This is a genomic window from Anaeromyxobacter sp. Fw109-5 (genome assembly GCF_000017505.1).
Classification (GTDB): domain Bacteria; phylum Myxococcota; class Myxococcia; order Myxococcales; family Anaeromyxobacteraceae; genus Anaeromyxobacter.
Window position 1 is genome coordinate 1,190,215 of record NC_009675.1, and the last position, 22,076, is coordinate 1,212,290.

At 69.7% G+C, this 22,076-nt stretch carries 25 protein-coding genes and 2 pseudogenes; 10 read left to right on the forward strand and 17 right to left on the reverse strand.

Features of this window, described 5'->3' with window-relative positions:
- Nucleotides 1–75 precede the first annotated feature (75 nt).
- From ANAE109_RS05345 to ANAE109_RS05355, 5 genes and pseudogenes are all read left to right on the forward strand, one after another.
- Nucleotides 76–546 carry an HAD family hydrolase gene (locus tag ANAE109_RS05345; RefSeq protein WP_011985362.1) on the forward strand — a complete coding sequence of 157 codons (471 nt, stop codon included), beginning with the start codon at nt 76–78 and terminating at the stop codon, nt 544–546.
- A gap of 30 nt (nt 547–576) precedes the next feature.
- Nucleotides 577–706: pseudogene (locus ANAE109_RS26115) on the forward strand (DUF6125 family protein); the annotation flags it as partial.
- Nucleotides 686–853, forward strand: coding sequence for a DUF6125 family protein (locus ANAE109_RS26120; protein ID WP_369730633.1), 168 nt, complete (start codon nt 686–688; stop codon nt 851–853). The pseudogene ANAE109_RS26115 and the gene ANAE109_RS26120, both read left to right, overlap by 21 nt.
- 184 nt (nt 854–1,037) lie before the next feature.
- Nucleotides 1,038–1,523: an SRPBCC family protein gene (locus ANAE109_RS05350; RefSeq protein ID WP_011985364.1), complete on the forward strand. Its 486-nt coding sequence runs from the start codon at nt 1,038–1,040 to the stop codon at nt 1,521–1,523.
- A 340-nt stretch (nt 1,524–1,863) separates the two neighbouring features.
- A complete protein-coding gene (locus ANAE109_RS05355; RefSeq protein ID WP_011985365.1) occupies nt 1,864–2,826 on the forward strand; it encodes an NADP-dependent oxidoreductase in 963 nt (320 codons plus the stop codon).
- Nucleotides 2,827–2,848: 22 nt separating this feature from the next.
- Here ANAE109_RS05355 and ANAE109_RS05360 read toward each other — a convergent pair whose 3' ends face one another.
- The 9 genes and pseudogenes from ANAE109_RS05360 to ANAE109_RS05395 all read right to left on the reverse strand — a co-directional run bounded on the left by ANAE109_RS05360 (nt 2,849) and on the right by ANAE109_RS05395 (nt 10,706).
- Nucleotides 2,849–4,270 (reverse strand): NAD(P)/FAD-dependent oxidoreductase, encoded by a 1,422-nt coding sequence (locus tag ANAE109_RS05360; RefSeq protein ID WP_234945247.1) that lies wholly within the window; start codon nt 4,268–4,270, stop codon nt 2,849–2,851.
- A 658-nt stretch (nt 4,271–4,928) separates the two neighbouring features.
- Nucleotides 4,929–5,219 carry a DUF6510 family protein gene (locus ANAE109_RS05370; protein ID WP_011985368.1) on the reverse strand — a complete coding sequence of 97 codons (291 nt, stop codon included), beginning with the start codon at nt 5,217–5,219 and terminating at the stop codon, nt 4,929–4,931.
- Nucleotides 5,216–5,962, reverse strand: a complete 747-nt coding sequence (locus ANAE109_RS05375) for a ferredoxin reductase (protein WP_011985369.1) — start codon at nt 5,960–5,962, stop codon at nt 5,216–5,218. The genes ANAE109_RS05370 and ANAE109_RS05375 overlap by 4 nt, the downstream gene beginning before the upstream one ends.
- Nucleotides 5,963–5,965: 3 nt before the next feature.
- On the reverse strand, nt 5,966–6,574 hold the full coding sequence (locus ANAE109_RS05380) for a sulfite oxidase-like oxidoreductase (protein WP_011985370.1): 609 nt from the start codon (nt 6,572–6,574) through the stop codon (nt 5,966–5,968).
- A gap of 59 nt (nt 6,575–6,633) precedes the next feature.
- Nucleotides 6,634–7,011 carry an SDR family oxidoreductase gene (locus ANAE109_RS23965; protein ID WP_234945322.1) on the reverse strand — a complete coding sequence of 126 codons (378 nt, stop codon included), beginning with the start codon at nt 7,009–7,011 and terminating at the stop codon, nt 6,634–6,636.
- An 80-nt stretch (nt 7,012–7,091) separates the two neighbouring features.
- Nucleotides 7,092–7,175 (reverse strand): annotated as a pseudogene (locus ANAE109_RS26125) (hypothetical protein); the annotation flags it as partial.
- Nucleotides 7,176–7,193: 18 nt separating this feature from the next.
- Complete coding sequence (locus tag ANAE109_RS05385; RefSeq protein WP_200860882.1) at nt 7,194–7,913, reverse strand: VOC family protein; 720 nt, start codon at nt 7,911–7,913, stop codon at nt 7,194–7,196.
- Between the two features lie 22 nt (nt 7,914–7,935).
- Entirely contained in the window at nt 7,936–9,360 is a 1,425-nt protein-coding gene (locus ANAE109_RS05390) for an epoxide hydrolase family protein (protein ID WP_011985372.1), read from the reverse strand.
- A gap of 281 nt (nt 9,361–9,641) precedes the next feature.
- Nucleotides 9,642–10,706, reverse strand: coding sequence for an alpha/beta fold hydrolase (locus ANAE109_RS05395; protein ID WP_011985373.1), 1,065 nt, complete (start codon nt 10,704–10,706; stop codon nt 9,642–9,644).
- 116 nt (nt 10,707–10,822) lie between these two features.
- On the opposite strand from ANAE109_RS05395, the gene ANAE109_RS05400 reads away from it, so the two are divergent.
- Together ANAE109_RS05400 and ANAE109_RS05405 are read left to right on the forward strand one after the other, a co-directional pair.
- The gene (locus tag ANAE109_RS05400) at nt 10,823–11,089 is read left to right on the forward strand and encodes a hypothetical protein (protein WP_011985374.1); all 267 of its coding nucleotides are present in this window, start codon (nt 10,823–10,825) and stop codon (nt 11,087–11,089) included.
- A 228-nt stretch (nt 11,090–11,317) separates the two neighbouring features.
- Nucleotides 11,318–13,129, forward strand: a complete 1,812-nt coding sequence (locus tag ANAE109_RS05405) for a sigma-54-dependent Fis family transcriptional regulator (RefSeq protein ID WP_200860883.1) — start codon at nt 11,318–11,320, stop codon at nt 13,127–13,129.
- Nucleotides 13,130–13,177: 48 nt separating this feature from the next.
- On the opposite strand, the gene ANAE109_RS26130 is transcribed toward ANAE109_RS05405, so the two are convergent.
- From ANAE109_RS26130 to ANAE109_RS05420, 4 genes are read right to left on the reverse strand one after another with little or no spacing between them, the layout of a single operon-like run.
- The gene (locus ANAE109_RS26130; protein ID WP_011985376.1) at nt 13,178–14,083 is read right to left on the reverse strand and encodes a DUF1801 domain-containing protein; all 906 of its coding nucleotides are present in this window, start codon (nt 14,081–14,083) and stop codon (nt 13,178–13,180) included.
- Nucleotides 14,080–14,334, reverse strand: coding sequence for a DoxX family protein (locus tag ANAE109_RS26135; RefSeq protein ID WP_011985377.1), 255 nt, complete (start codon nt 14,332–14,334; stop codon nt 14,080–14,082). The genes ANAE109_RS26130 and ANAE109_RS26135 overlap by 4 nt, the downstream gene beginning before the upstream one ends.
- A 13-nt stretch (nt 14,335–14,347) precedes the next feature.
- Nucleotides 14,348–14,914 (reverse strand): SRPBCC family protein, encoded by a 567-nt coding sequence (locus ANAE109_RS05415; protein ID WP_011985378.1) that lies wholly within the window; start codon nt 14,912–14,914, stop codon nt 14,348–14,350.
- The gene (locus tag ANAE109_RS05420) at nt 14,911–15,243 is read right to left on the reverse strand and encodes a helix-turn-helix transcriptional regulator (protein ID WP_041448138.1); all 333 of its coding nucleotides are present in this window, start codon (nt 15,241–15,243) and stop codon (nt 14,911–14,913) included. Before ANAE109_RS05420 ends, ANAE109_RS05415 begins: the two co-directional genes overlap by 4 nt.
- A 42-nt stretch (nt 15,244–15,285) precedes the next feature.
- Here ANAE109_RS05420 and ANAE109_RS24740 point away from each other — a divergent pair, with 42 nt between their 5' ends.
- Nucleotides 15,286–15,486, forward strand: coding sequence for a hypothetical protein (locus tag ANAE109_RS24740; RefSeq protein WP_143827905.1), 201 nt, complete (start codon nt 15,286–15,288; stop codon nt 15,484–15,486).
- 125 nt (nt 15,487–15,611) lie between these two features.
- On the opposite strand, the gene ANAE109_RS23275 is transcribed toward ANAE109_RS24740, so the two are convergent.
- Nucleotides 15,612–18,350: a hypothetical protein gene (locus ANAE109_RS23275; RefSeq protein WP_011985380.1), complete on the reverse strand. Its 2,739-nt coding sequence runs from the start codon at nt 18,348–18,350 to the stop codon at nt 15,612–15,614.
- 405 nt (nt 18,351–18,755) lie between these two features.
- Here ANAE109_RS23275 and ANAE109_RS05430 point away from each other — a divergent pair, with 405 nt between their 5' ends.
- Both ANAE109_RS05430 and ANAE109_RS25475 read left to right on the forward strand, forming a co-directional pair.
- On the forward strand, nt 18,756–19,106 hold the full coding sequence (locus tag ANAE109_RS05430; RefSeq protein ID WP_011985381.1) for a nuclear transport factor 2 family protein: 351 nt from the start codon (nt 18,756–18,758) through the stop codon (nt 19,104–19,106).
- A 579-nt stretch (nt 19,107–19,685) separates the two neighbouring features.
- Nucleotides 19,686–19,853 carry a helix-turn-helix domain-containing protein gene (locus ANAE109_RS25475; protein WP_200860884.1) on the forward strand — a complete coding sequence of 56 codons (168 nt, stop codon included), beginning with the start codon at nt 19,686–19,688 and terminating at the stop codon, nt 19,851–19,853.
- Between the two features lie 46 nt (nt 19,854–19,899).
- On the opposite strand, the gene ANAE109_RS05440 is transcribed toward ANAE109_RS25475, so the two are convergent.
- From ANAE109_RS05440 to ANAE109_RS05450, 3 genes are read right to left on the reverse strand one after another with little or no spacing between them, the layout of a single operon-like run.
- The gene (locus ANAE109_RS05440; RefSeq protein ID WP_011985383.1) at nt 19,900–20,556 is read right to left on the reverse strand and encodes a hypothetical protein; all 657 of its coding nucleotides are present in this window, start codon (nt 20,554–20,556) and stop codon (nt 19,900–19,902) included.
- A gap of 23 nt (nt 20,557–20,579) precedes the next feature.
- Nucleotides 20,580–21,479 (reverse strand): nucleotidyl transferase AbiEii/AbiGii toxin family protein, encoded by a 900-nt coding sequence (locus ANAE109_RS05445; protein WP_011985384.1) that lies wholly within the window; start codon nt 21,477–21,479, stop codon nt 20,580–20,582.
- The gene (locus ANAE109_RS05450; protein WP_011985385.1) at nt 21,476–22,054 is read right to left on the reverse strand and encodes a type IV toxin-antitoxin system AbiEi family antitoxin domain-containing protein; all 579 of its coding nucleotides are present in this window, start codon (nt 22,052–22,054) and stop codon (nt 21,476–21,478) included. The genes ANAE109_RS05445 and ANAE109_RS05450 overlap by 4 nt, the downstream gene beginning before the upstream one ends.
- Nucleotides 22,055–22,076: the final 22 nt, after the last annotated feature.

The window sequence follows — 22,076 nt, forward strand, 5'->3', positions numbered from 1 at the left end:
GATCGCTGGGTCGCCGGCTCGAAGCAGGAGAATGGGTCAGCCCCGGGGTACGACCTCGCATCGCGGAGGAACATCATGCTGACCATCCCCATCCCCGGATTCGGCGAGCTGCGCCTCGTGCATCTGGTTTCCGACTTCAATGGAACCCTCGCTCGAGACGGGCGGCTCGTTCCCGGGATGCGCGAGGTGCTCGCAGACCTCGCGCGGGACCTGCGCATCCACGTCGTCACGGCCGACACGCACGGCGGCGCCGCGGAGGAGCTCGATGGCCTACCGGTGTCCGTCGAGATCATCCCGCCCGGCGGTCAGGGAAGGGCGAAGCGCGCCTTCGTCGACCGCCTCGGCGCGGAAACGGTCGTGGCGCTCGGGAACGGCCTGAACGATCGGGAGATGCTCGCGGCCGCGGCCCTGGGAATCGCGGTGGTGCAGGGCGAGGGCGCCGCCGCGGCGACGCTCGCCAGCGCGGACGTGGTCGTCACGGCTGCGAGCGACGCGCTCGACCTGCTCCGGCACCCGAGGCGCCTCGTGGCCACCCTGCGGGACTGAGGACGCGAAGCCTCCGAGAGGAACGACCGCATGGCCCAGCCGCGCACCCCCGCAGACGTCGCCGCCGACCTCCGCTCGCTCGACGAGGAGGAGCTGGTCCGGATCGTGATGGACGACGCCAAGAACTGGCTCGCGCACGATGGGCTCTGGTTCCAGGCGGTGGAGGCGGCGCACGGTGTTCGCGCGGACCGTCGACCCGAGAATCCGGACGCGGTGCCTCGCGTGCCCGCCCGACGACCACCCGGACGAGCTCTGGTGCGCGTGGGAGTTCACGATCGGGAGCTCCCCGGGCTCAGACCCAGAGTAAGTGATCGCTCGCCCGGCGCCCCCCTCGAGCACCTCCAGGCCGGCCGTCCAGCGCGTGATCGGGTAGTCGCCTGCCCTCGCCGAGGCCATGAGCGCAGGCGGCGGCGCTCGCGCAGGCTAGAAGCCACACATGACGAAGGGGAGCCGCCCGGCTCGCGCCGGCGATCGCCGGAGAGGAGATAGCGATGGCTCATGTCTCGGTGGACAAAGACACCACGCTCCCAGCGCAAGCCGTCATCGGCGCGCTCACCGACTTCACGGAGAGGCGGGTCGAGCTCTGGCCCAACATCGATCGCAAGTACTACAAGGTGCACGACGTCGCCCAGACCTCGGCCGAGGTGACGGAGGGATCCCGCGGCGTGTGGGAGAGGACGCGCTACGACTGGTCGGAGGCGGGGAAGGTGCGCATCCAGGTGCAGGACTCGAACGCGTTTCGTCCGGGGAGCTGGTGGCTCTACACCGTCCAGCCACGACCGGAGGGCGGCAGCCACGTACACCTGGAGTTCCAGCGAAGGGCACAGAACGTGAAGGGGCTGCTCCTGAGCGGGCTGCTCACGCTCGCCGGAAGGAGGATCTTCGGAGACTTCCTCGCGGAGACGCTCCGGCGACTGGAGAGGCGCGGGCAGGTGGGCGCACAGGAAGCTGCGCCGCGGCACGCACCTTCTTCCTAGCGGCCGCGCGCCGGGTCTGAACGAACCTCGGCCCCGGGCCGCGCCCCGCGGAGCCGGACTCCGCGGCAGCGTGCCGGAGGCTCGGCAAATGCCGACCGTTCGGCGTGCTCCTGCGAGCCCACGTCCGGCGGACCTCGAGCGGGCGCCGAGCCGAAGTGGTGGTGGTCGTACGCCGAGAGGATCGCACGTCATCCCGGTTCGGAGGCGCACTGGCGGGCACTCCTCTTGCTGTCACCACGATGCACGGCGACTCCGCAGGAGGAGCGAAACGTTCATCACGAGGGCATGTCTTCGAGAGTAGTTGCCGCGGCGGCTACGGTGGCGGAGGAGGCGATCTGAAATGGCGAAGACGACCATGAAGGCGATCCGTATCCACCGCCGGGGAGGCCCGGAAGCGCTCGTCTACGAGGATGCCCCCATTCCCGCGCTCCGGCCGGGCGACGCGCTGGTCCGCGTCCATGCCGCCGGGATCTCCCCGGCCGAGTTCACCTGGCACATCTGGGAGACGCCCGACGGCCGCAGCCGGCTTCCGTTGATTCCCTCCCACGAAGTCTCCGGCGTCGTCGCGGCTGTCGCACCGGAGGTGCGAGAGGTGGAGGTCGGCGGGGCCGTCTACGGGCTCACTGACTTCTTTCGGGACGGAGGAGCGGCCGAGTACTTAGCGGTGCGCGCTGCCGAGCTCGCCCCGAAACCCCGCAGTCTCGACCATGGGAGCGCCGCGGCAACCCCGCTCTCCGCCCTGACCGCGTGGCAGGCTCTCTTCGACCACGCGCGGCTTGCGCCCGGGCAACGGGTGCTGATTCATGGTGCGGCGGGCGGGGTTGGCAGCTTCGCCGCCCAACTCGCCCGCTGGCGCGGGGCTCACGTCATCGGGACGGCCTCCGCCCGCAACGTGGACTTCGTGCGCAAGCTCGGCGCCGACGAGGTCATCGACTATGGCGCAACGCCGTTCGAGACCGTGGTGCGGGATGTCGACGTGGTTCTCGACACGATCGGCGGCACGACTACGGAGAAGTCCTGGTCCGTCCTGCGGCGGAACGGGCTGCTCGTCACCATCGTCAGGCAGCCATCGGCGGAGTGGACGGCGGGTCGCGCGGCGAGAGGATTGTTCTTCATCGTAGAATCGAGCCGCACGCAACTGAACGAGCTGTCTCGCCTGATCGACGCCGGGGTGATCCGACCGATTGTCGAGGCGGTCCTGCCGCTCCACCAGGCCCGCGAGGCCTATGAGCGCGGGATCAGGGATCACCCCCGAGGAAAACTGGTCCTTTCGGCCGTGGGCGAGGACGGAGGAAGCGGGTGAGGTGCACGCCCCTCGGCGTCCGTCAGGCGCGTTCGGGCGCGTCCGGAACCGCGACCTCCGGCGGCGGCGGGCGCCGCAGCTCGTGCTCGAATCGGCACTGCTCGGCGGTCTCGGTGATGACGCGCGCCTCGCGGGTGAACGTGGCGTAGGACCAGGCCCACTCGAGCAGCACGGCGACCCGGTTCCGGAAGCCGATGAGGAACGCGATGTGCACGCCGAGCCACGCGAGCCAGGCGGGGAGCCCCGTCAGCTCGACGTGGCGCACGCGCCCGACGGCCGCCGCCCTCCCGATCGTCGCGAGCATCCCGCGATCGAAGTAACGGAAGCGGAGCGTACGCCGGCCCTGGACTCGGCGGAGCGCGTTGCGCGCCGAGCGGCGCCCCGCCTGGATGGCCGCGGGCGCGATGCCCGGCACCAGCTCGCCGTCCTGGACGACGCGCGCGAGGTCGCCTGCCACGAAGACCTCGGGCCTCCCCGGGACAGAGAGGTCCGGCAGCACCTCGACGCGGCCGCTGCGGTCGAGCGGGACCCCGAGCGACCGCGCGAGGGGCGACGCGGCGACGCCAGCGCTCCAGAGCACGGTGCGGCTCCAGATCCGCTCGCGGCCGACGTGGACGCCGTGATCGTCGATGCCCGTCACCGTCGCTCCCGTCTGCACCTCGACCCCGATTCGCTCGAGCTGGGAGCGCGCCGCCTCCGAGAGGCGCTCCGAGTACGTGGGGAGGACGTGGGGCGATGCCTCGACGAGCACGACCCGGGCGCTCTCCGGCGCGATGTGGCGGAAGTCCCTCGCGAGCGTGTTGCGGGCGATCTCCGCGAGGGCGCCGGCCAGCTCGACGCCGGTCGCCCCGCCGCCCACGACGACGAACGTCATCAGGGCGCGCCGCACGTCGGGATCGCTCTCCCGCTCGGCCAGCTCGTACGCGGTGAGGACGCGTCGGCGGATCTCCAGCGCGTCCTCCAGGGTCTTCAGCCCCGGGGCGAGCGGCTCCCACTCCGGGTGGCCGAAATACGAGTGGGTCGCGCCGGTCGCGACGACGAGCGCGTCGTAGGGGACGACGGCCCCGTCGGAGAGGTGGAGCACCCGGGCGGCGGCGTCCACCCGCTCGACGTCGCCCAGGATCACCTCCGTGTTCCGCTGGTGGCGGAGCACGTGGCGGATGGGCGCGGCGATGTCCGCGGGCGAGAGCGCGGCGGTGGCGACCTGGTACAGGAGCGGCTGGAAGAGGTGGTGGTTGCGCCGGTCCACGACCAGGACCCGGACCGGCTGCCCCGCGAGCGCCCGCGCGGCGTTGAGGCCGGCGAACCCCGCGCCGACGATGACCACGCGGGGACCCGCGTCCGGCGCGGGCCGGCTTCGTGCGGTCCGGCGCGCGCGCCACGTCTCCACCGCCGCGATCGCGACCGCCGCCGTCCCGAGGATGACCCCGACCCGCGCCCGCACCGGGCAAAGGTAACACGCACCCCCCGCGGCTGCCGGCGCGCGCGGCCGCCCGCGCCCTCGCCCGAGGCGCGAGCGCCGGGCGACAGGTTCCGAGCCGAAGCGCTGCCAGGCGTCGTCCGCGAAGCCCGAAATCGCCGTCCGATTCTTGCACGCTCAGGTCGTTGAATCTCGAGTGCCGGCTGTCCCCGAGCGACGAATCGCCGAGCGCGCGCTCCCATCAGGAACCGCTTCGGCGACCCTACGGTCGGTCAGTCGTCGCGACGATCGGAGAAACGCGATGCCCCCGAGCTTCGGCGAGATCTGCGCTGTCCTTGCCTGGGGTGCGGTCTCCTCGGTCGGGCTGGTGGTCGGAGCCGTCGCCGGGTCCTTCTCCCGGCTGTCCCATCAGAAGATCGCTCTGGGCATGTCGGTGGGTGCGGGCCTGCTGCTCGCCGCAGCATCGCTGGAACTCGCGGCCGAGGCGATCCGGATCGCCGGTCCCGTCCCAGCCGTCATGTCGCTGCTGCTCGGGGCAGCCGTCTTGAGCGCGGCCAACGCGCTCCTGGCCCGTTTCGGCGCCGCCCACCGCAAGCGCTGCGGGGAATGCACGCGGCAGCCATCGGAGTCCTCCTCCTGGTCGACGCTGCCACGCACTAGCGAACGCGTCGGCGTAGTGCGTTCACCCTTCGCCTGCGCCGAAGGGCCGGACGTGCATGACGGCGTGCAACTCGATGAAGTGCCCCGTCGGCCCGCTCGTGACGCGGAGCACGAGCGCCTCGCAGCTCGGGCAGCGCAACACGGAACCCAGCGCTCCGCCGTAGAGGTGAAGCCCGCCGACGGCGGAGATCCGACCGCAGTCCAGGCACGTGCACGACGCGGTCGTCATCTCGACCGCGAAGACCTCTCGCAGGAGACCTGCGGCTGCGTTCCCGTCGAGGTGAGTGCGTTCGTTGCTTGCGCCGCCGGTCATCGTGCGCCTCCCGTGGGCCCGAACCGCTCGGTCCGGATCCGGTCCGGCGCGTGCCCGAGCGACACGAGCAGCGTCGCCACGGATTCGACCATCGCCGTCGGACCGCAGACGTACGAGAGCGGCCGCGCGTCCGGTCCGGGCAGGCGCTCCGAGAGCATCTCACGGTCGATCCGGCGCGTGAGACCTCGCCAGTCCACAGGCGCGCGCCGAGTCAATGTGTGCGTCACCTCGAGGCCGTCCGCCTGCGCCGCGAGACGGGCGAGCTCGTCGCGGTAGATGACGTCGTCCGCCGTTCGCCAGGAGCACAGGACGTGCGTCGGGACGTGGCTCCCTCGCGCCGCACGGTGGCGGATCATCGCCATGAGCGGCACGATCCCGCTTCCCCCGGCCACGAGCGCGAGCGGACCACGTCGAGCCGCGGTCCAGGTGAAGTACCCCCCGAGCGGCCCTCGCAACTCGAGGCGATCGCCGGCCCGCAGCTCGTCCGTCAGGAACGTGGAGACCTCGCCGTCGTCGAGGCGCTCGACCGTGAGCGCGATCCCATCCTCCTCGGGCGGCGAGGAGATCGAGTAGCTCCGCTGCGCCTGGTAGCCGTCCTCCGCCGTGAGTCGCACGTCCACGTGCTGGCCCGGGAGATGCCCGGGCCAACCCGGGACCTCCAGGCGGATCGTCTTCGCGCGTGGCGTCTCCACCACGATCTCCCGCACTTCCGCGGAGCGCCACGCGATCGGTGCCGTCGGCATGGCTCAGTCTCCCGCGTACCGCTCCTCTTTCCAGGGATCTCCGCGGAGGTGGTAACCATGAGTCTCCCAGAAGCCGGGCTCGTCCTCCTCCATGAACTGAAGCCCGCGCACCCACTTCGCGGACTTCCAGAAGTACAGGTGCGGGACGAGCAGCCTCGCGGGGCCTCCGTGCTCGGGCTCGATGGGTGCCCCGTCGAACTCGTAGGCGACCATGCCTCGTCCGTCGAGGAGATCCTCGACCGCCAGGTTCGTCGTGTACCCGCCGTCGCAGAAGGCCGTGACGTAAGGTGCAGGCGGATCGAGGCCTGCGGCCTCGAGGAGAGCGTCGATGGTGACCCCTCTCCAGCGCGTATCGAGCTTCGACCAGCTCGTCACGCAATGGATGTCGACCGCGATCGGGGTCGAGGGCAGCGCGAGGAACTCCTTCCAGCCCCAGGTCGCGAGCTCGCCATCTCCGTCGACGTCCCGCAGCGCGAACGACCAGTCGTCGAGTGACGTACGCGGGGTAGGGCCGGCCGACAGGACGGGGAAGTCGCTCGTGACGTACTGACCGGGCGGAACTCGGGATGGGTCGGGGCGCTGTCGCTTGTTCCTGAATCCTCGCGTGATCACGACGGGCCTTCTTGCCCCCCGACGGCAAGGGGCGGTTTGCGGGAGACGGTGGTACCGACTCAGCGCTGCGCAAGCCCCCGCCGGCCACCTCGACGCCGGAGAGGTTGGCTGGAGGCGGCGGGCGGGCGGCAACTCCTCAGGCACGGCCATAAACAGGGATCACGGCTCCGCTCACATCGCGCGCCGCGTCCGAGAGCAGGAACTCCGATGACCGCGGCGAGCGACTCGGGCTGGACCCAGCGCGCCGCGTCGCCGTCCGGCATGGCACGGCGGTTCGCGGCAGTGTCGATCGTGCTCGGCAGGACGGCGTTCACGCGTACGCCCGCATCGAGGACCTCGACAGCGAGCGCGCGGGCGAGCGCGACGACGGCGGTCTTCGCGACCGTGTACGCTGCGGCGGGTGCACGCCGCGAGGACGAACACGAGGAGCTCTGCATCTCCACGCCCGCTCGCCGCGAACTCCAGCGCGGGCCTCATTCGTGCCCACCGTCGCGGCGCGTGGCACGTGGCCGTTCACCGTGAGATCCCCGCGAGCTACCTGCAGCCACGCCGCCCGGCCAGGCGGGATCTCGTGATGGACCTGCTCTGCGCTCGAGAGGTCCGCGCTCGCGAGCGTGAATCATCGGGGAAGAACATGATGGACCTCTTCCATGTAGCGGTCGGCGGCGGCGCCTGCATCCTCCGGACTGCTGCCGTTCTGACGGGCGCCGAGGTAGGGCGCGTACCAGTCCCACCAGCGGTGCTCGGCGTGCGTCTTCTCGTAGCGGTCGTGGTGCTCTGCCGTCTCGCGGAGGAGCTCTGCGAGGTTTGCGACGTCCGAAGCTCCCGCTCGCGTCGACTTCCACTCGCGGCCGGGGAGCCGCGTCCGGATCTCCTGGAGGAGCCAGCAGTTCCCGTCCGGATCCTCGAACGAGGCAAACGAGAGGTAGGGACGACCTTGCGGGTCGCGCCCGCGGACGCGCGGGTTCTCCAGGGTGTTGTTGAAGGGGCCGCCGGCGTAGTGGAAGACCTCGCTCACGTCGACGCCGCGAGCGATCAGGTCGGCGCGGGCGGCGTCGATGTCGCTCACGGCGAGGACCAGGCTCTCCGCCGAGCCAGCGTTGGTCGCCGTGACTCCCTTGCCGATGATGATCGAGGCTTCGGAGTTGTGCGGCGTCAGCTGCACGCCGCGGAAGCCGCCCGCCGCGACGTCGATGTCCAGCCGCCAGCCGAGCTTCTCGTAGAACGCCTTCGCACGGTCGACGTCGGAGACGGCGATCAAGATGACTTCGAGCTTCATGTCGACTTGTGGTTCGGTCATCGTGTGTTCTCCTCCAGACAGCACGTACCGCGGAGCCACGGGTGGACCAGCACGACCTCTCCTACGGGTTCGTGGAGGGCGCCGGTGCCGGTGACGTGGGCGGCCGCCGCACTTTCGGTGGGTCGTCTCCCTTTTGCGCGGAGCGCAGTGACCGGAACGCAGCGCGGAGCTCGGACGAGAACAGGTCCGGGTGTTCCCACGCCGCGAAGTGTCCGCCCTCGTCGACCTCGTGGAAGTAGATCAGGTTGGGATAGGCGCGCCGGGCCCACGTCTCAGGGGTTCGATAGACTTCCTCGGGGAATACCGTGATGGCCACCGGCAGCGAGATCTCGGCGGTCCTCTGTCCGGTCGCGCTCGTGACGCTGCGTCCGCCGTTCTCCCAATACAGCCGCGCCGACGACGCCGAGCTGTTCGTCAGCCAGTAGAGCGTGATGTCGTCCAGCACCTCGTCTCGCGTCGGGGACTCCTCGGGATCGTCGCCGTACGTCCACCGCGCGAAGCCGGGATGCACGAGAATCCACGCCGCGAGGCCGGCCGGGGAGTCCGTCAGCCCGTACCCGACGGCCTGCGGCCGCGCGGACATCAGGACGAAGTAGGCCGAGCTCCCCGTCTTGCGGTACGTATTGAGCGCCTCGAACACCGCGCGTTCCTTCTCGGAGAGTCCCGTGGGCGCGGGCCCGCCGCCGGCGAGCGCCGCCTCCACCTCGAGCGGTACCGTTGCCGGTAAGTTGACGTGGATGCCGAGCAATCCTGCCGCCGCCTGGCGCGCCATCGCGCTCGCGACGGGGGCGCCCCAGTCGCCGCCCTGGGCGACGTAGCGGGGGTAGCCGAGGCGCTTCATGAGCTCCGTCCAGGCTCGCGCGATGCGGTCGGGGCCCCAGCCGATGCCAGTCGGCTTGCCGGAGAACCCGAAGCCCGGCAACGACGGGATCACGACATCGAAGGCGTCCTCGGCGCTCCCTCCGTGCGCGGTGGGATCCGTGAGCGGACCGATGAGCTTGGTGAGCTCGAGCACGGAGCCCGGCCAGCCGTGCGTGATGATCACCGGAAGGGCGTTCTCGTGACGAGAGCGGACGTGGATGAAGTGAACGTCGAGCCCATCGATCTTGGTCGTGAATTGCGGCAAGGCATTCAGCTTCGCCTCCGCCTTGCGCCAGTCGTAGGTCGTCCCCCAGTAGCGAACGAGCTCCTGTAGCTTCGCCAGCTGCGCGCCCTGGGATCGATCGTCGACCGTCTCTCGATCCGGCCACCGTGTGGCGGCGATGCGTCGACGGAGGTCGACGAGGGAAGCGTCCGGAACGTCGACGCGGAAGGGACGGATTTCACCTGTGTCCGCTTTCCGCTGGCTGGGGTCGGGGATGTGCTCGGCGGCCACCGCGATCGCGCCGTACGAGGAGGCGGCGAGCAGGATGAGGCAGAGGGCGCTCGCAGCCGCCGAGGTGGCGAGAAGGGCGCACCGGAACGTCGACGACGATGCTGCGGACATGATGGCCTCGGAATGGGTCTCATTGCCCGGGGCGACAGCAGGCGGGAAGGCGGCGCGACGGCGGAGACCCCCACGCCGCGCGGGAGCAGCAAACGGCATGCCCTCCGGACGCGACACGGATCCCGGATCACGTGAGCCTCGCGGCAGACGGCACCGAGGCGGATGGTCCGTTCGGCGCCGCTCGAGAGGAGGGCGCCTGGTGGGCTCGCACGCGCACGCCGAGAACCGGGCAATTGCCGAGCTTCGGGCAGCGGGCGTGGAGGAGCTCTCCTGCGCGAAGGTCAATAACGATCGACCTCGACGACCGCGTCGGCGAACGCCTCCGGTGCCTCCTGAGGGAGGTTGTGGCCGACGCCCTTCACGACGCGGTGCGTGCGCTTCCCGGAGAACTTCCGGGCATAGGACGTCCCGTCCGAGGCAGGGGCGACGCCGTCGGAGTCGCCGTCCAGGGTGATCGTCGGCACGCCGATCACGGGACCCTGTGCGAGTCGCCGTTCCAGCTCGTCGTACCGAGGGTCGCCTTCGGCCAGGCTCAGCCGCCAGCGGTAGTTGTGGATGACGATGCTGACGTGATCCGGGTTGTCGAAGGACGCCGCGGTGCGATCCAGCGTCGCTTCCGAGAAGTTCCACCTGGGGGAGTTCACCTTCCAGACGACCTTCGCGAAGTCGCGCCGATATGCCTCGTAGCCGGCGCGGCCGCGCTCGGTCGCGAAGTAGTACTGGTACCACCAGCCGTGCTCGGCGCACGGCGGCAAGGGCCGCTTGTCGCGTTCGCGGTCGTTGATCAGGTACCCGTTCACCGACACCATGGCCTTGCAGCGCTCAGGCCAGAGCGCCGCGATGATGTTGGCCGTTCGCGCTCCCCAATCGTAACCTGCGAGGATCGCCTTCTCGAGGCCGAGCGCATCCATCAAGGCGACGGTGTCGAGCGCGACGACGGACTGCTGCGCGTTCCGGAAGGCGTCGCTCGCGAGGAAGCGTGTCGTCCCGTGGCCGCGCAGATGAGGCACGATCACCCGGTAGCCCGCCGCGGCCAGCAGGGGCGCGACGTCGACGAAGCTGTGGATGTCGTAGGGCCAGCCGTGCGGGAGAAGGACCGCGGGCCCGCCGACGGGACCGGCCTCGGCGTATCCCACGTTCAGCTCGCCGGCGTCGATCTGCTTCAGCGAGGCGAACGAGGTCGCGGGCCCGGACGCGCGCCGGCGCGGCGCCCGCGTCTTCCCTGGCTCCGCCGCGCGTGCAGCGCCGATGGGGCCGATCCGGGCGGCCGCGAGGGTTCCGACCGCCGCGCCGAGGAAGCGGCGACGATCACGGCTGATGTCCTCGGACAGGTGGCTCTCGCGCATGACCACGCACTCCGGCGCTCCCGCCCTGCGTCCAGGCGGCGAACCTGTCGTACTGGCGACGTCGACGGCGCGCTCCATGCACCAGCGCAAGTCGATTCTTGCGCCCCGAGGGGTCCATGACGTTTCGAATCGACGAGACGCGTGAGCGGCGCCGGGTGTCGTTCCGGTTGATCGGTCGGCTCCGGGGCGAGAATCTTCGCGAGGTCGGCCAGCAGATCGCCGGCGGGGGCGGGTCGGTCGTTCTGGACCTCGACGATCTGACGCTCGTCGACCTCGAGGTCGTCCGTTTCCTGAACGACGCCGAAGGGGCGGGCATCGAGCTACGCAACTGCCCTCCCTTCATCCGGGCGTGGATCGACAGGGAGCGGGACGGCGGACGCTGACACGCGAGCCCGCGTCGACTTTCTCGACACCGCCCGCCGAAGGCCTCCGGTGCGTGCCCGGACTCCCGCGCTCAAGCGGCCGATGGGCTTGCGCTCGGATAGCCGGTCCTCCCCATCGGGTGAACTGCCGTCACGCAGCCCTCCGCCCGCGCCGCTTGTAAGCCTCAACGCGCACGGGGCGCGGCTCAGCGACGTGCCACGAGACTGCGACGGTGAGCGGAGCGGAACATGATGCAGCAGACGACCGACGACGTCAGGCGTTTGCAGGGCTCCATTGACGACTTGATCGGTGTCCTCGCGCCGCTCGCGCTGTGGAGCGGCCAGGCCCCGGCGCACCTCGTCGACAGGCTGATCGAGGTCCTGGCGCGACTGCTGCGCCTGGACTTTGCGTATGCGCTGCCGGAGGACGAGGGCGGCGCGCCGCACGTCGAGTGGGCGCGGCTCGCGCCGGCTGGAGGGTCGACGTGCTCGCGCGACGTGGCGGCGAATCAGGCCGCGATCGGCCTGCAGGAGACTCGGCACCTGGGCGAGCAGGAGCGAGTCGCGAGGGAGCTCGACCACCGCGTCGCGCAGCGGACCCGAGAGCTCGCCGCCGCCAACGAGGAGCTGAGGAGGGAGATCGGCGAACGCAGACGGATGGAGGAGAAGCTCCGTCAGGACGAACGAGAGCTCCGTCGCATCACCGACGTCATCCCGCAGGCGATCATCGTCCTGGCCCCGGACGGAACCATGCTCCACGCGAATGCTTTCGTGCTCGAGTACACGGGCCTCTCCCTGGGAGACATCAAGGCCGCTGGTGCTCGAGGCAGCATCTTCCACCCGGACGACGTGGAGAAGCTCTGGGACGAGCGCCAGAGAGCGCTCTCACGCGGTGAGCCCTTCGAGCTCGAGCTGCGCGCGCGACGGAAAGACGGACGGTATCGCTGGTTCCTGGTGCGGTATGTCCCGTTTCGCGACGAGCGCGGGAGGCTGACGCGCTGGTACGCAACGGGAACCGACATCGAAGATCGGAAGCGAGCCGAGGAGAAGGTGCGGAACGAGAACCTGGCGTTGCGCGGGGAGATCGACGGGTCGTCGATGTTCGAGGAGATCGTCGGTTCCTCCGAAGGGCTCCGGCGGGTGCTGGCGCAAGTGGCGAAGGTCGCCCCGACGGACTCGACGGTCCTCATCCTGGGCGAGACGGGAACGGGGAAAGAGCTGATCGCGCGCGCGATTCACCGGCAGTCCTCCCGCTCGACGCAGGCCTTCATCCGCGTCAATTGCGCGGCGATCCCGTCGTCGCTGATCACCTCCGAGCTGTTCGGTCACGAGAAGGGTGCCTTCACCGGCGCGGTGCAACGGCGCACGGGGCGGTTCGAGTCGGCGAACGGCGGCACGATCTTCCTGGACGAGGTCGGCGATCTCACGGCAGAAACGCAGATCGCGTTGCTTCGAGTGCTCCAGGAGCGAGAGTTCGAGCGCATCGGCAGTAGCCGGCCGATATCCGTGGACGTGCGCGTCCTGGCGGCGACCCACCGCGATCTGGAGGCGGCCGTGGAAGCGGGTACGTTCCGGCAGGACCTCTTCTATCGCTTGAACGTCTTCCCGCTCCAGATACCACCCTTGCGCGAGCGGCGGGACGACATCCCTCTGCTCGCCGAGTACCTGATCGCGCGCTACGCCCGCACCGCGGGGAAGAGCATCCGGAACATCGGCAAGCGGACGCTCGAGTCGTTTCGCGCTTACGACTGGCCCGGAAACGTGCGGGAGCTCCAGAACGTCGTCGAGCGTGCCGTGATCCTGTGCGACGGAGAGACCTTCGCGGTCGACGAGACCTGGTTGACGCGGGAGACGAGCGCGCCGGCAGGGCGGAGCGTGTCGCTCGCCGGTTCGCTCGCCGACAGCGAACGGCAGATGATCGAGGCCGCTCTGGCAGCGTCCCGCGGGCGCGTGTCGGGTCCGTCCGGGGCGGCGATCCGGCTGGGAATCGCTCGTCAGACGCTCGAGTCGAGGATCCAGGCCCTCCACATCGACAAGTATCGCTTCAAGTCCCCCTCTTGAAGGCGCGCCCGTCGAGGAGGATGCGCGAGCAGCGCTTTCACGGCCGCGCTACGGGGTCCAGCCGGGCAGCCGCGATGCCTGCCGGATCCAGCTCGTCACGAGCTGCTCGTCGAGCTCGTCGTGCTCGCGGAGGTCCAGGTGGCGCACGTCCTCGTGCTTGGATTCGCCGGGCGGTAGAGGACGCAGTGACGCACCGTGGAAGAACGTCACCTTGACGTACTTCGTGAAGCAGTGAAAGGAGAGGAACCAGCCCTGGCCCTCGAGGCCGTAGAACGGCGAGTTCCACTTGACCGCCTTTCGTACGCCGGGGACGGTGCGGACGACGAGCGCGTCGAGGCGGCGCCCGACCTCGCGTTTCCAGCCCGGGATCGCCGCGATGTAGGCCTGCACGGGCGCGTCGCCGTCCGCCTTCGCGATCTGGGGATTGCCGCCGGAGAGGAGAGCCGGCCTGGGGGCCGCCGACGGGTCCTTGCTCCTCGTGATGGCTCGCTCACCCTTGCGCGCCGTCGCGCCGGCCCTGGCCGCGGCGGGCTTCCCCTTCGCGGCGCGCCCTGTGTTCAGGGCGACGGCGGCTCGGACCAGCGCCTTCAGGCCGTCCTCGTCGAGGACATCGCCCTCGCGCAAGTCGATGGCGCGCCTGGTGTGGCCCTCGAGGCTCGCGTTGAACAGGCCTGAAGGGTCCTCGAGCGAGGCGCCTCTGGCGAACGTGAGCTTCACCTTGTCCCTGTAAACCTCCCCGGTGCAGATCAACCCGTCGTGAGACCACACGGGGACCCCGGGCGACGAGGGCTTCACCCACTTCCACTCCTCGACCGCATCCGGGTCGGCTTTCCTGATCAGCGCGCGGACGCGCGAGAGCGTCTTGCCCCGCCAGTCGCCCAGCTCCTCGACCCTGGCTCGAATCCGTTCGGAAGGAGACGGAGCTCCTGCCTCGTTCACGGCGCTCTTCTTCATGGTTCCGCCCTGCGGTTGGAGTTCGGTCGATCGCCCCTCGTCTTCAGCTGCCGCCTCCGGGCTGCACGCGGCGCCAGGTGACGTACGACACGCCCCAGGCCTCCGGACCATCGCCCGACCGGGAGGTGCGCGACGACCGCCGAGGCGAGGTCGACGGCGAAGCCGGCGCAGGACCACTCCTTGAGCCGCGCCGGCACCGGCGCAAGCAAAAGCACCACGCCGAGGAGCTTCGCCCACGAGAGCGGTTCCATCCTGCTCCGCCCTTCAGCGCTTCGGTTGTTCAGCCGGCCCACCGGAGGTCTCGAGCCCGAACTGCTCCGCGTACTCGGCGGTCAGTCGCTGCCAGCCGTCGAACTTCAACGCGTCCGCGCCGACGATGCGTCCGATCGGCTCGCCCGCGAGAAGGCGATCGAGGACGTCGAGGCAGATGTGCCATCCCGCGGCGCCCCACGAGATGAAGCGGCGATCGATGCCGTGCCAGAGCGTCAGGCGCGTGCCGCCGCCGAGCGGCTCGAGCTCCCACCTGAGGTCGCTGCCTCCCCAGCTGAGCTCGAGCAGCCTCGGCGCCTCGGCCCGCCTCACGACGGACTCTGAGACCTGCGGCGTCGGCGTCCCGACCGTGGAGAGCCTCACCGGTCCCACTGCGCTCAGGTTTCGATCGGCGTCGAACGGCGCCCATTCGGACAGGTGTGCAGGATCGGTCAGCGCCTGCCAGACCATCGCGGGCGGATGACGGAGATCTCGGACGAGGACGAGCGTCCACGTCTCGCCGCCCTTCTGGACCTCGGCTCCGGTTGCGGCGCCGGGCTCGTACCTCTCGCGGTCGCTCATCGGTTCCTCTCCTTCCTTCGTTCCTGTGCCATTCGATCGAGATGGCGTTCGAGCGCGTCGACATGGGCCGTCCAGAGGCGCCGGAACGGGGCGAGCCACTCGTCGAGCTCCACGAGCGGCTCGGGTCGGATCCGGTACACGCGCCGCTGGGCCTCGACCCGAGCCTCGACGAACCCGGCCTCGCGCAGCACGCGGAGGTGTTTGGAGACCGAGGTCTGGGGCATCCGCAGCCGGCGCTCGATCTCGCCGACGGATTGCTCGGAGGCCGCGAGCAGGCTCAAGATGGCCCGCCGGTTCGGCTCCGCGATGATGGCGAACGACGATTCCATGTAAGCGTATATGCGCATCGGGTCATATGCCCGGCAAGTCACATGAGGGGGCCCCGCGGGCGTCGCGTGATTCACGCGCTCGTGAAGCAGGTCGCGCGGGAGCGCGCGGTGGCGTCGTTCCCGGCTTCCGGGCGCGAGCGGATGGCGCGGGAGATCGCAGGTGAGCTCGCGGATCACCGCCGCACGGTCGAAGCGATCGAGGCGTTACGCCTCTGGCTCCTCTCGGTGTTTCTCGGGACGTGACACACTCACCATCCGTCCGACCGCGGTGGCGCGACGAGAATGACCGTGGCTGGCGTCGCCGACGCGCCGCGGGATCTCGGGCGCGAGCCGCGGGGCGGGTCGCCGGCGAGCTCAGCGAGCGCCGTTCACCGGCATGTCGCGACGCTCGCGCCTTCACCGTCGTCGCTGCATACGAGCACCTTGGACACGAATCCACTCCAGGGCGAAGGCAGGCCGGCGAAACTCCACGTGCCGGGATCGGCTCCGGCGTTGTTGCCGATCGCGACGTGCCCGCCGAGGAGATCCGGGGCCGGGGCGACGCCGGATACCGTGCTCCCTACCTGAACGTCGTCGGCGAACAGCCTCATCTGCCCCGTGCTCGAGACGCACCCCTTGAGATTGTGCTTGGAACCGGCGGACCACGTCGGGCGCCAGCACGTCGGACCGCTCGCTCCGGTCACCCAGAAACAGAGCTCGCTCGACGGACCGCCCGTGGCGTACAGCTGCGCGGTCGACCGTTGCTGTTCATTCAACCAGGCGACGAGCCCACGGGGATTCACGAACGGCGCCTCCCAGCCGAGCCCTTCGGATGGCTGCGCGTCGACGGACAAGCAGAACCCCGTCGAAGCCGTACTGACAGGCACCGGCGGAAGCTCGAGGACGTCGATCAGGTATTCCGGATCGTCCTGCACGCGGTACAGCTGACCGATGCGGGCCCCCGCCGCGCGCGGCGCCGGGGCGCTCCAGTCGTACATCGCGGGCCCCGGATCGAAAGCGCCGAGGTCGCCCCCGCCCCCAATCTGCGTGAGGTCTGCCCCCCAGGCATAGAACGCGACGGGAGCTTGATTGTTTGCCGCCGCGCTCAGCGTGAGCGTGCCGCTGGCGCCATCCGTCGTGAGCTCCTTGAGCCAGACACGCGTCCAGACGTTGGGCGCCAGAGTGCCGAGATCGACGACGTGCTCGCTGGTTCCGCGGACACCGCCGACGACGGCAGGGTTGCTCGTCGCGAGAACGATCCTACCCGTGGTCGCCGCCGGCACCCGGATCCAGATCTGGCCGTGAACGACCCCGGGCGAGTCGAACGCTCCGAGAGCGGTGGACAGCGAGGCGCCTGGCGAGAGCTCCACGAGCTCCGCGGAGGGCCTCTCGCTGTCGCCCGGCGGCTCGAGCTGGTCCTTCTGGACCGTTGCGCCGGCGCCTGCGGTCCAGAGGTCCAGCGCCTCGCCAGCTGCCACGACGAGGGTGGCGGTCGGATCGGTGCACGCCACCGGGGCCCCCTCGTCGGTCGTGCAGTAGCTGGCCCGGTTCCAGCCCTGGAGGCCGAAGAGGAACCCCTTCGTCGGATCGATGCGCGGTCCATGACGCCAGGTCGAGTGATACTGACCGTCGCGCCCGATGAATGGGCCCTCCCGGTTGCGCGTGTAAGCTGGGACGGCGGGGTCGCCGGCGCCGAGCCCGAGGCCCAGCACCGCGAGCTTGGCCTGGATGTTCTCACGCGTCGCGGGCTCGTCCCACACCGCGATCTCGTAGATCCTGCCCCCGAAGACGTGGTCCGTGCCGGTGTCGTAACCGCCGATGGTCGCGCGGTGACCGCCGCTCGAGTCGAGCACGATCGCACCGTCCCCGAGATGGTGCATGTTGAAATCGGTCGCGACGACATTGTTGGCGCCAATGCGAATGTCGTTGCCGCTTCGGCCCGCGCAGATCGCGACGTAGGACGGGTTCAGTGGACCGTTGTCAGGGATGTTCTGGTCCGCAAAGAACGTGGGCGTGTACGCCATCGACATGCGGCTGGTGTTCGTCTCGTCGAGCCACTCGTAGTGGAAGCAGAACTGGGCGTGCATCTGCATCAGGACCCAGCCACCGCCGGGCTCGGGCTGCTGCCCCAACGCGAAGCCCTTGGCGACGATCGGCTTCTCCATGGTGTCGCCGAGGTACGTGGGGTCGTAGTCGGGCTTGACGATGGCGCAGACGAGCATGTCTCGCGGGAGATCGAGCGCGTCGTCCCCGACGGTCGCTTGGTATCTCGTTCCGTTGAAAGGGCCTGCGCCCCAGCGCGTGCGGGAGGGAAACCCTTCGAACCTCTTCGGCGGCGGCAGTGGCCCGTTCACGAGCTCCCAGCCGATACCGGTCTGCTCGAGGATGTCCGTGGCGTTGCCGTCCGCGGATCCGAAATAGGCGTGCTGCACCATGTGCCCGTCGTCCTGCCAGACCGGTCCCCACGTGACCGGCGCTTGCCACCGCTGAACGACCGTGGCGGCCAGCTCGCACCCCACAACCAATGACATCACGTCTCCGCCGTGGACCGTCCCGCCCCCGTGCCCGTCGTCACCGCCAGTCACAGAACAGAGCTGAGGAGGCGTCGTCGGTTGCTGCGCCGCCGTGACCTCGTAGGGGGTGCCATCCGCGGCACGCACGGAGAACGCGAAGGGACCATCCGCGGTGATCGACAGGTCCTCACCGAGGTTGCTGTGGAGGACGAGCGTCGAACCGTGCAGGCCCGTGACGGTTCCACCAATCGTGTACTTCGTGGCGACCAGCTCGCACCTCACGACCAGTGACATCACGTTTCCGCCGTGGACCGTCCCGCTCCCGTGCCCGTCGTCGCCGCCAGTCACGGAACAGAGCTGAGGAGGCGTCGTCGGCTGCTGCGTCGCCGTGACCTCGTAGGGGGTGCCGTCCACGGCACGAACGGAGAACGCGAAGGGACCATCCGCGGTGATCGACAGGTCCTCACCGAGGTTGCTGTGGAGGACGAGCGTCGAACCGTGCAGGCCCGTGACGGTTCCACCGATCGTGTATTTGGGATGCCGGTCGTTGCATGAAGTGGTCGTCATCGAGAGCGCGGCCATGGCGACGACCACCACGAGCTGGTTCAGGTTCACGAGCGAACCCCCATTCGGGCAGAGCGAGCAGAGCTAAGCTAGGCATCGTTTCACCGCCCGCGCGTGGCATGTGCGAACGCTTGCCGGCCCGGCGATCCCGAGCGGGGCGAATGAACGCTGCAACCGGACGAGGACACCGCTACGGTGCGACGACGCGTACGACCGGACTTCCTCCTGTGGTCGCCACAATTCGCAAAGACCTCCCCAGATCGGGCCGTGCGTCCCGAGGTCGTCGGGCCGCAGGAGCCTGGCAGTCCGTCGCGCGACTTGGCCTACGCGGCCGCGCGCCAGGCAGTAGCGATGGTGTAGCCCACCGACCCGAACTACGAAGCGGGCGGTGATGTCGGCGCCGAGCCTCGCATGTGTCGACGATGAAGGTGCCTCCTGGGCACGGGAGCTATTCGAATGTCGTCAGACTCCAACAAGCTGACTTTGGAGAGAGCCAACGCGGCCATCGTCAAAGGTGACTACGAAGGGTTCTTGGGCCAGTGCACCGAGGACACGGAATGGGTCTTCGAGGGGGACAGGACGCTGAAGGGCAAGGAAGCTGTTCGCCAATGGATGGCAAGCGCGTACAGCGAGGCACCCAAGTTCGACGTTCATCGCATGATCGCCGAGGGCGAGTTCGTCGTGGCGCTGGGCGAGATCATGCTGAAGGACGAGCAGGGAACACCGACCCGCCATTCGTATTGCGACGTCTGGCGCTTCGATGACGGCCGGATGGCTGAACTGCGCGCCTTCGTGATCAAATCATAGGCGAAGTGCGGGGTCGGGCGCTTTCACGCGCAAGCTGCCGCGCCCCGCTCTGAGGACGATTCCAGCCGGGCAGATCGAGGCGAGGAAGGCCAGACACGTGACCTCTGAGGTGCAAGCGAAGCTCGAGGCGCTGACGAAGTTGCGAGCCCGCGGAAAGTGCTGCCCCCTGCGCCGATCAGTCAGACGGGTCCAACGGCATGGCCGCGACCTCGTCGCCGGGCCGCGAGTGCGCGCGTCCCGTGCGTGGGCGCAGCCCCTTGTCCGGTGACTATGAACCCGACGAGAACGCAACCTCGGCGCAACCTTGGTGCAGGCGCGACCGAAAAGTCGAAGGCCCTGAAGCCCCTCTATTCCGAGGAACCTCAGGGCCTTCCGTTGTCGGGGCGACTGGATTTGAACCAGCGACCACTTGCACCCCAAGCGAACATGGGCCGAATGGACGGGGTGGCAACGCGTGGCAGCGCCTCGCACCCCCGCGATATAGTTCAGCCTCGCGTCGGGCCCGGATCCCACGGCGTGGCACCGATCGCACCCCGTGGCACGGTAAACGGTGCGCCGGCGGTGCGCGACGCTCAGTCCGTGTCGGCTCTCCTCACCGTCGCCGAGGTCGCCCGGCGCCTATCCGTCTGCCGCGCGACCGTGTACCGGCTGTGCCGGGAGGGACGGCTCCGGCACGTCCGCGTCTCGAATGCCATCCGGGTGCCCGAGCCGTCGCTTGCGGAGTACCTGCGCCGCGGCGGGGAGTGAACCGCGGGGCTCGCTGACGAGGGGGGAGCGGAGCCGGGCCCGGGGTCTACTCGTCGTACTCCGGGAGTTCCGGGCGCCGGTGCTCGAGGTTCGTGAAGTAGATCGGCTCGGTCCCGACCTTCTGGAACTGCAAGTAGCGCAGCGCCCGCTCGAGGCGGACGTCGGGCATTTCCTGGACGCCACGGAAGTAGACGGCACCGAAGCACCCGGAGGAGTGGTGCCGGATGACGTGCTCCATGAGCTCGACCGCCATCGCGTACGTGTCCTGGGCCGGCGCGACCTCGATCGCGTCGATGTAGAGCAGCGAGCTGCCGAAGCCGGGCTCGCCGAGCGTCGGTCGGAGCTCCTCCTTGAGCATTCCAGCGTCGTCGAGCAGCACGAAGCCGAGGTGGCCGAGGTCCGCATCCACGTCGTCGGCGAAGACGAGCGGGTTCTCACCGCCGTTGACCAGGACGTCGTACCGCAGCAGTTGCCACCGCACGTGGGCGACCGCCTCGGCCGTGTCGGGACGCTCCTCCGGCCACTCGTCTTCCCCCACCAGGAACACGTGCGCTTCGAAGAACTGTCGGAACTGGTCCGCCAGGTCCTCGGTCCGGAGCGGCCGTGGATGAAGCGTGGGCCAGACCATCATGTGGTGCGGATCGAACGATCGCTTCGACTCGACGGCGGGTCGTCTTCCGCGGCCCTTCGGAGTGGTCGACATCGCTTCGCGCTCCGCACTCGTCTCTAGGTGAAGTCCCATGTCCACGAGCCGGGATCCCAGCTTCCGTGTGCGTCGGAGCCGAGCACCGGGTCGAGGAACCCCCGGGCCGCCGCCACGACGTCGTCGAGCGTGGTCCAGGGGAGCGCATCTTCCTCGGCGATCGCCGCGTACGGCTCTCTCCAGTCCGTCGGCGGATCGGGGAGGCGCGACGGCGCAGGGTGCGTGGCGCGGAACCCGAAGGTCTGCTCCAGCGCAGCTCGGACCCGCCGCGCGTCCCGCGGACCGATCTGCCCGAGCAGCGCTAGGTCCGGCAGGTCCTTCACGCGCGTGCTCGGTGTCGCCCGTGGAAGCGTGTAGGCGTGGAGCTTCTCCGCGACGTGCGTCTCGACCGGATACACCCGCAGCTCGGGTGCGGCGATGCCGGCGAACGCCAGGAGGTCGTCGCCGGTGATCAACTCCGGCCCGCCGAGAATGGGATCGCCGAACGCGACGTCGACGCCGAAGGGCTGACCGTAGAGCATGCCGGCGAGACGGCACTCCGCCCGGAACCGCTGACCCTCGTACTGGACGCCGGGTCCGGCGATGTCGGGGTGGCGGGTGTCGACCGTGACCTCGAAGAACATGAAGTCGCCGAGGTCGAGCCTGCCCGCCCGCTGGAGGCGCGCGAGCAAGCCATCGGGCGATCCGACCAGGCGGAGGTCGATATCGCGGGTGGTCCGCGCCCGCTCGAGGCGCAGCTCGAGCACGAGGCCGCCTTTGAGGATGGCCGCGTCGCCGAGGACGCGCACGAGTCGCGCGAGGTACCGATCGAACACGAGCAGCTGCCGCCTCCGCGCGATGCCGCCCGGCTCCGCGACGTTCCGCAGCCGCTGGTCGAGCGCCGCCTTGAACGCCGCCGGTGTCGCGTACGCGCGGGGCTTCATCCTGGCACCTCACGCAACCCCGCGGCCCGCGAGACCTCCGCGAGCCGTTCCGGCGACACGAGCCCCCGGGACCGCGCTTGCTGGAAGGCCTGGGCGAGCAGCTCCGGGGAGAGGTGTGCCATCGCACAGTCGAGGAGGGTTCGGCCCGGCTCGGTCACGGGGACGGCGCCGAACCACGATCGTTCGTCCGCGCGAACCGTAGCGGGGTGAAGCACCACTCCACGGGGAATCTTGAGGCGTCTCCCCCGCCAGTCCGCCGGAACCGTGAGATGGAGGCGCTTCGGGAGGACGTCGGAGAGCCCGTGCAGCGAGAGCGCCGTCTCGTGCGAGAAGACCCCGGCCTGCTTCGACCAGAGCCAGACCTCGGCGAGCTCCTCGTGATCGCCGGCCGGATAGTGAACGAGCCGGTAGATCCCGCGGCGGACCCGTCTGACGCGACCGAACTCGACGTACCGTTTGAGGAGCTGGTGGTAGTAGCCCGCCTCCGCGGCCTGTTCGGTCGTGAAGAGGCCGTCCTGACCGGAAGCTGTCGCGAAGAGCTTGTCCCAGCTCGGCTTTTCGGCTGGACGCGCCACCGCACGAATCTAAACGTTACGT

Coding starts and splice junctions, on each gene's coding strand:
- ANAE109_RS05345 (WP_011985362.1), top strand. CDS start 76: ATGCTGACCATCCCCATCCCCGGATTCGGCGAGCTGCGCCTCGTGCAT.
- ANAE109_RS26120 (WP_369730633.1), top strand. CDS start 686: ATGGGCTCTGGTTCCAGGCGGTGGAGGCGGCGCACGGTGTTCGCGCGG.
- ANAE109_RS05350 (WP_011985364.1), top strand. CDS start 1,038: ATGGCTCATGTCTCGGTGGACAAAGACACCACGCTCCCAGCGCAAGCC.
- ANAE109_RS05355 (WP_011985365.1), top strand. CDS start 1,864: ATGGCGAAGACGACCATGAAGGCGATCCGTATCCACCGCCGGGGAGGC.
- ANAE109_RS05370 (WP_011985368.1), bottom strand. CDS start 5,219: ATGACCGGCGGCGCAAGCAACGAACGCACTCACCTCGACGGGAACGCA.
- ANAE109_RS05375 (WP_011985369.1), bottom strand. CDS start 5,962: ATGCCGACGGCACCGATCGCGTGGCGCTCCGCGGAAGTGCGGGAGATC.
- ANAE109_RS23965 (WP_234945322.1), bottom strand. CDS start 7,011: ATGCAGAGCTCCTCGTGTTCGTCCTCGCGGCGTGCACCCGCCGCAGCG.
- ANAE109_RS05390 (WP_011985372.1), bottom strand. CDS start 9,360: ATGTCCGCAGCATCGTCGTCGACGTTCCGGTGCGCCCTTCTCGCCACC.
- ANAE109_RS05395 (WP_011985373.1), bottom strand. CDS start 10,706: ATGCGCGAGAGCCACCTGTCCGAGGACATCAGCCGTGATCGTCGCCGC.
- ANAE109_RS05400 (WP_011985374.1), top strand. CDS start 10,823: ATGACGTTTCGAATCGACGAGACGCGTGAGCGGCGCCGGGTGTCGTTC.
- ANAE109_RS05405 (WP_200860883.1), top strand. CDS start 11,318: ATGATGCAGCAGACGACCGACGACGTCAGGCGTTTGCAGGGCTCCATT.
- ANAE109_RS26130 (WP_011985376.1), bottom strand. CDS start 14,083: ATGAAGAAGAGCGCCGTGAACGAGGCAGGAGCTCCGTCTCCTTCCGAA.
- ANAE109_RS26135 (WP_011985377.1), bottom strand. CDS start 14,334: ATGGAACCGCTCTCGTGGGCGAAGCTCCTCGGCGTGGTGCTTTTGCTT.
- ANAE109_RS05415 (WP_011985378.1), bottom strand. CDS start 14,914: ATGAGCGACCGCGAGAGGTACGAGCCCGGCGCCGCAACCGGAGCCGAG.
- ANAE109_RS05420 (WP_041448138.1), bottom strand. CDS start 15,243: ATGGAATCGTCGTTCGCCATCATCGCGGAGCCGAACCGGCGGGCCATC.
- ANAE109_RS24740 (WP_143827905.1), top strand. CDS start 15,286: ATGAGGGGGCCCCGCGGGCGTCGCGTGATTCACGCGCTCGTGAAGCAG.
- ANAE109_RS05430 (WP_011985381.1), top strand. CDS start 18,756: ATGTCGTCAGACTCCAACAAGCTGACTTTGGAGAGAGCCAACGCGGCC.
- ANAE109_RS05440 (WP_011985383.1), bottom strand. CDS start 20,556: ATGTCGACCACTCCGAAGGGCCGCGGAAGACGACCCGCCGTCGAGTCG.
- ANAE109_RS05445 (WP_011985384.1), bottom strand. CDS start 21,479: ATGAAGCCCCGCGCGTACGCGACACCGGCGGCGTTCAAGGCGGCGCTC.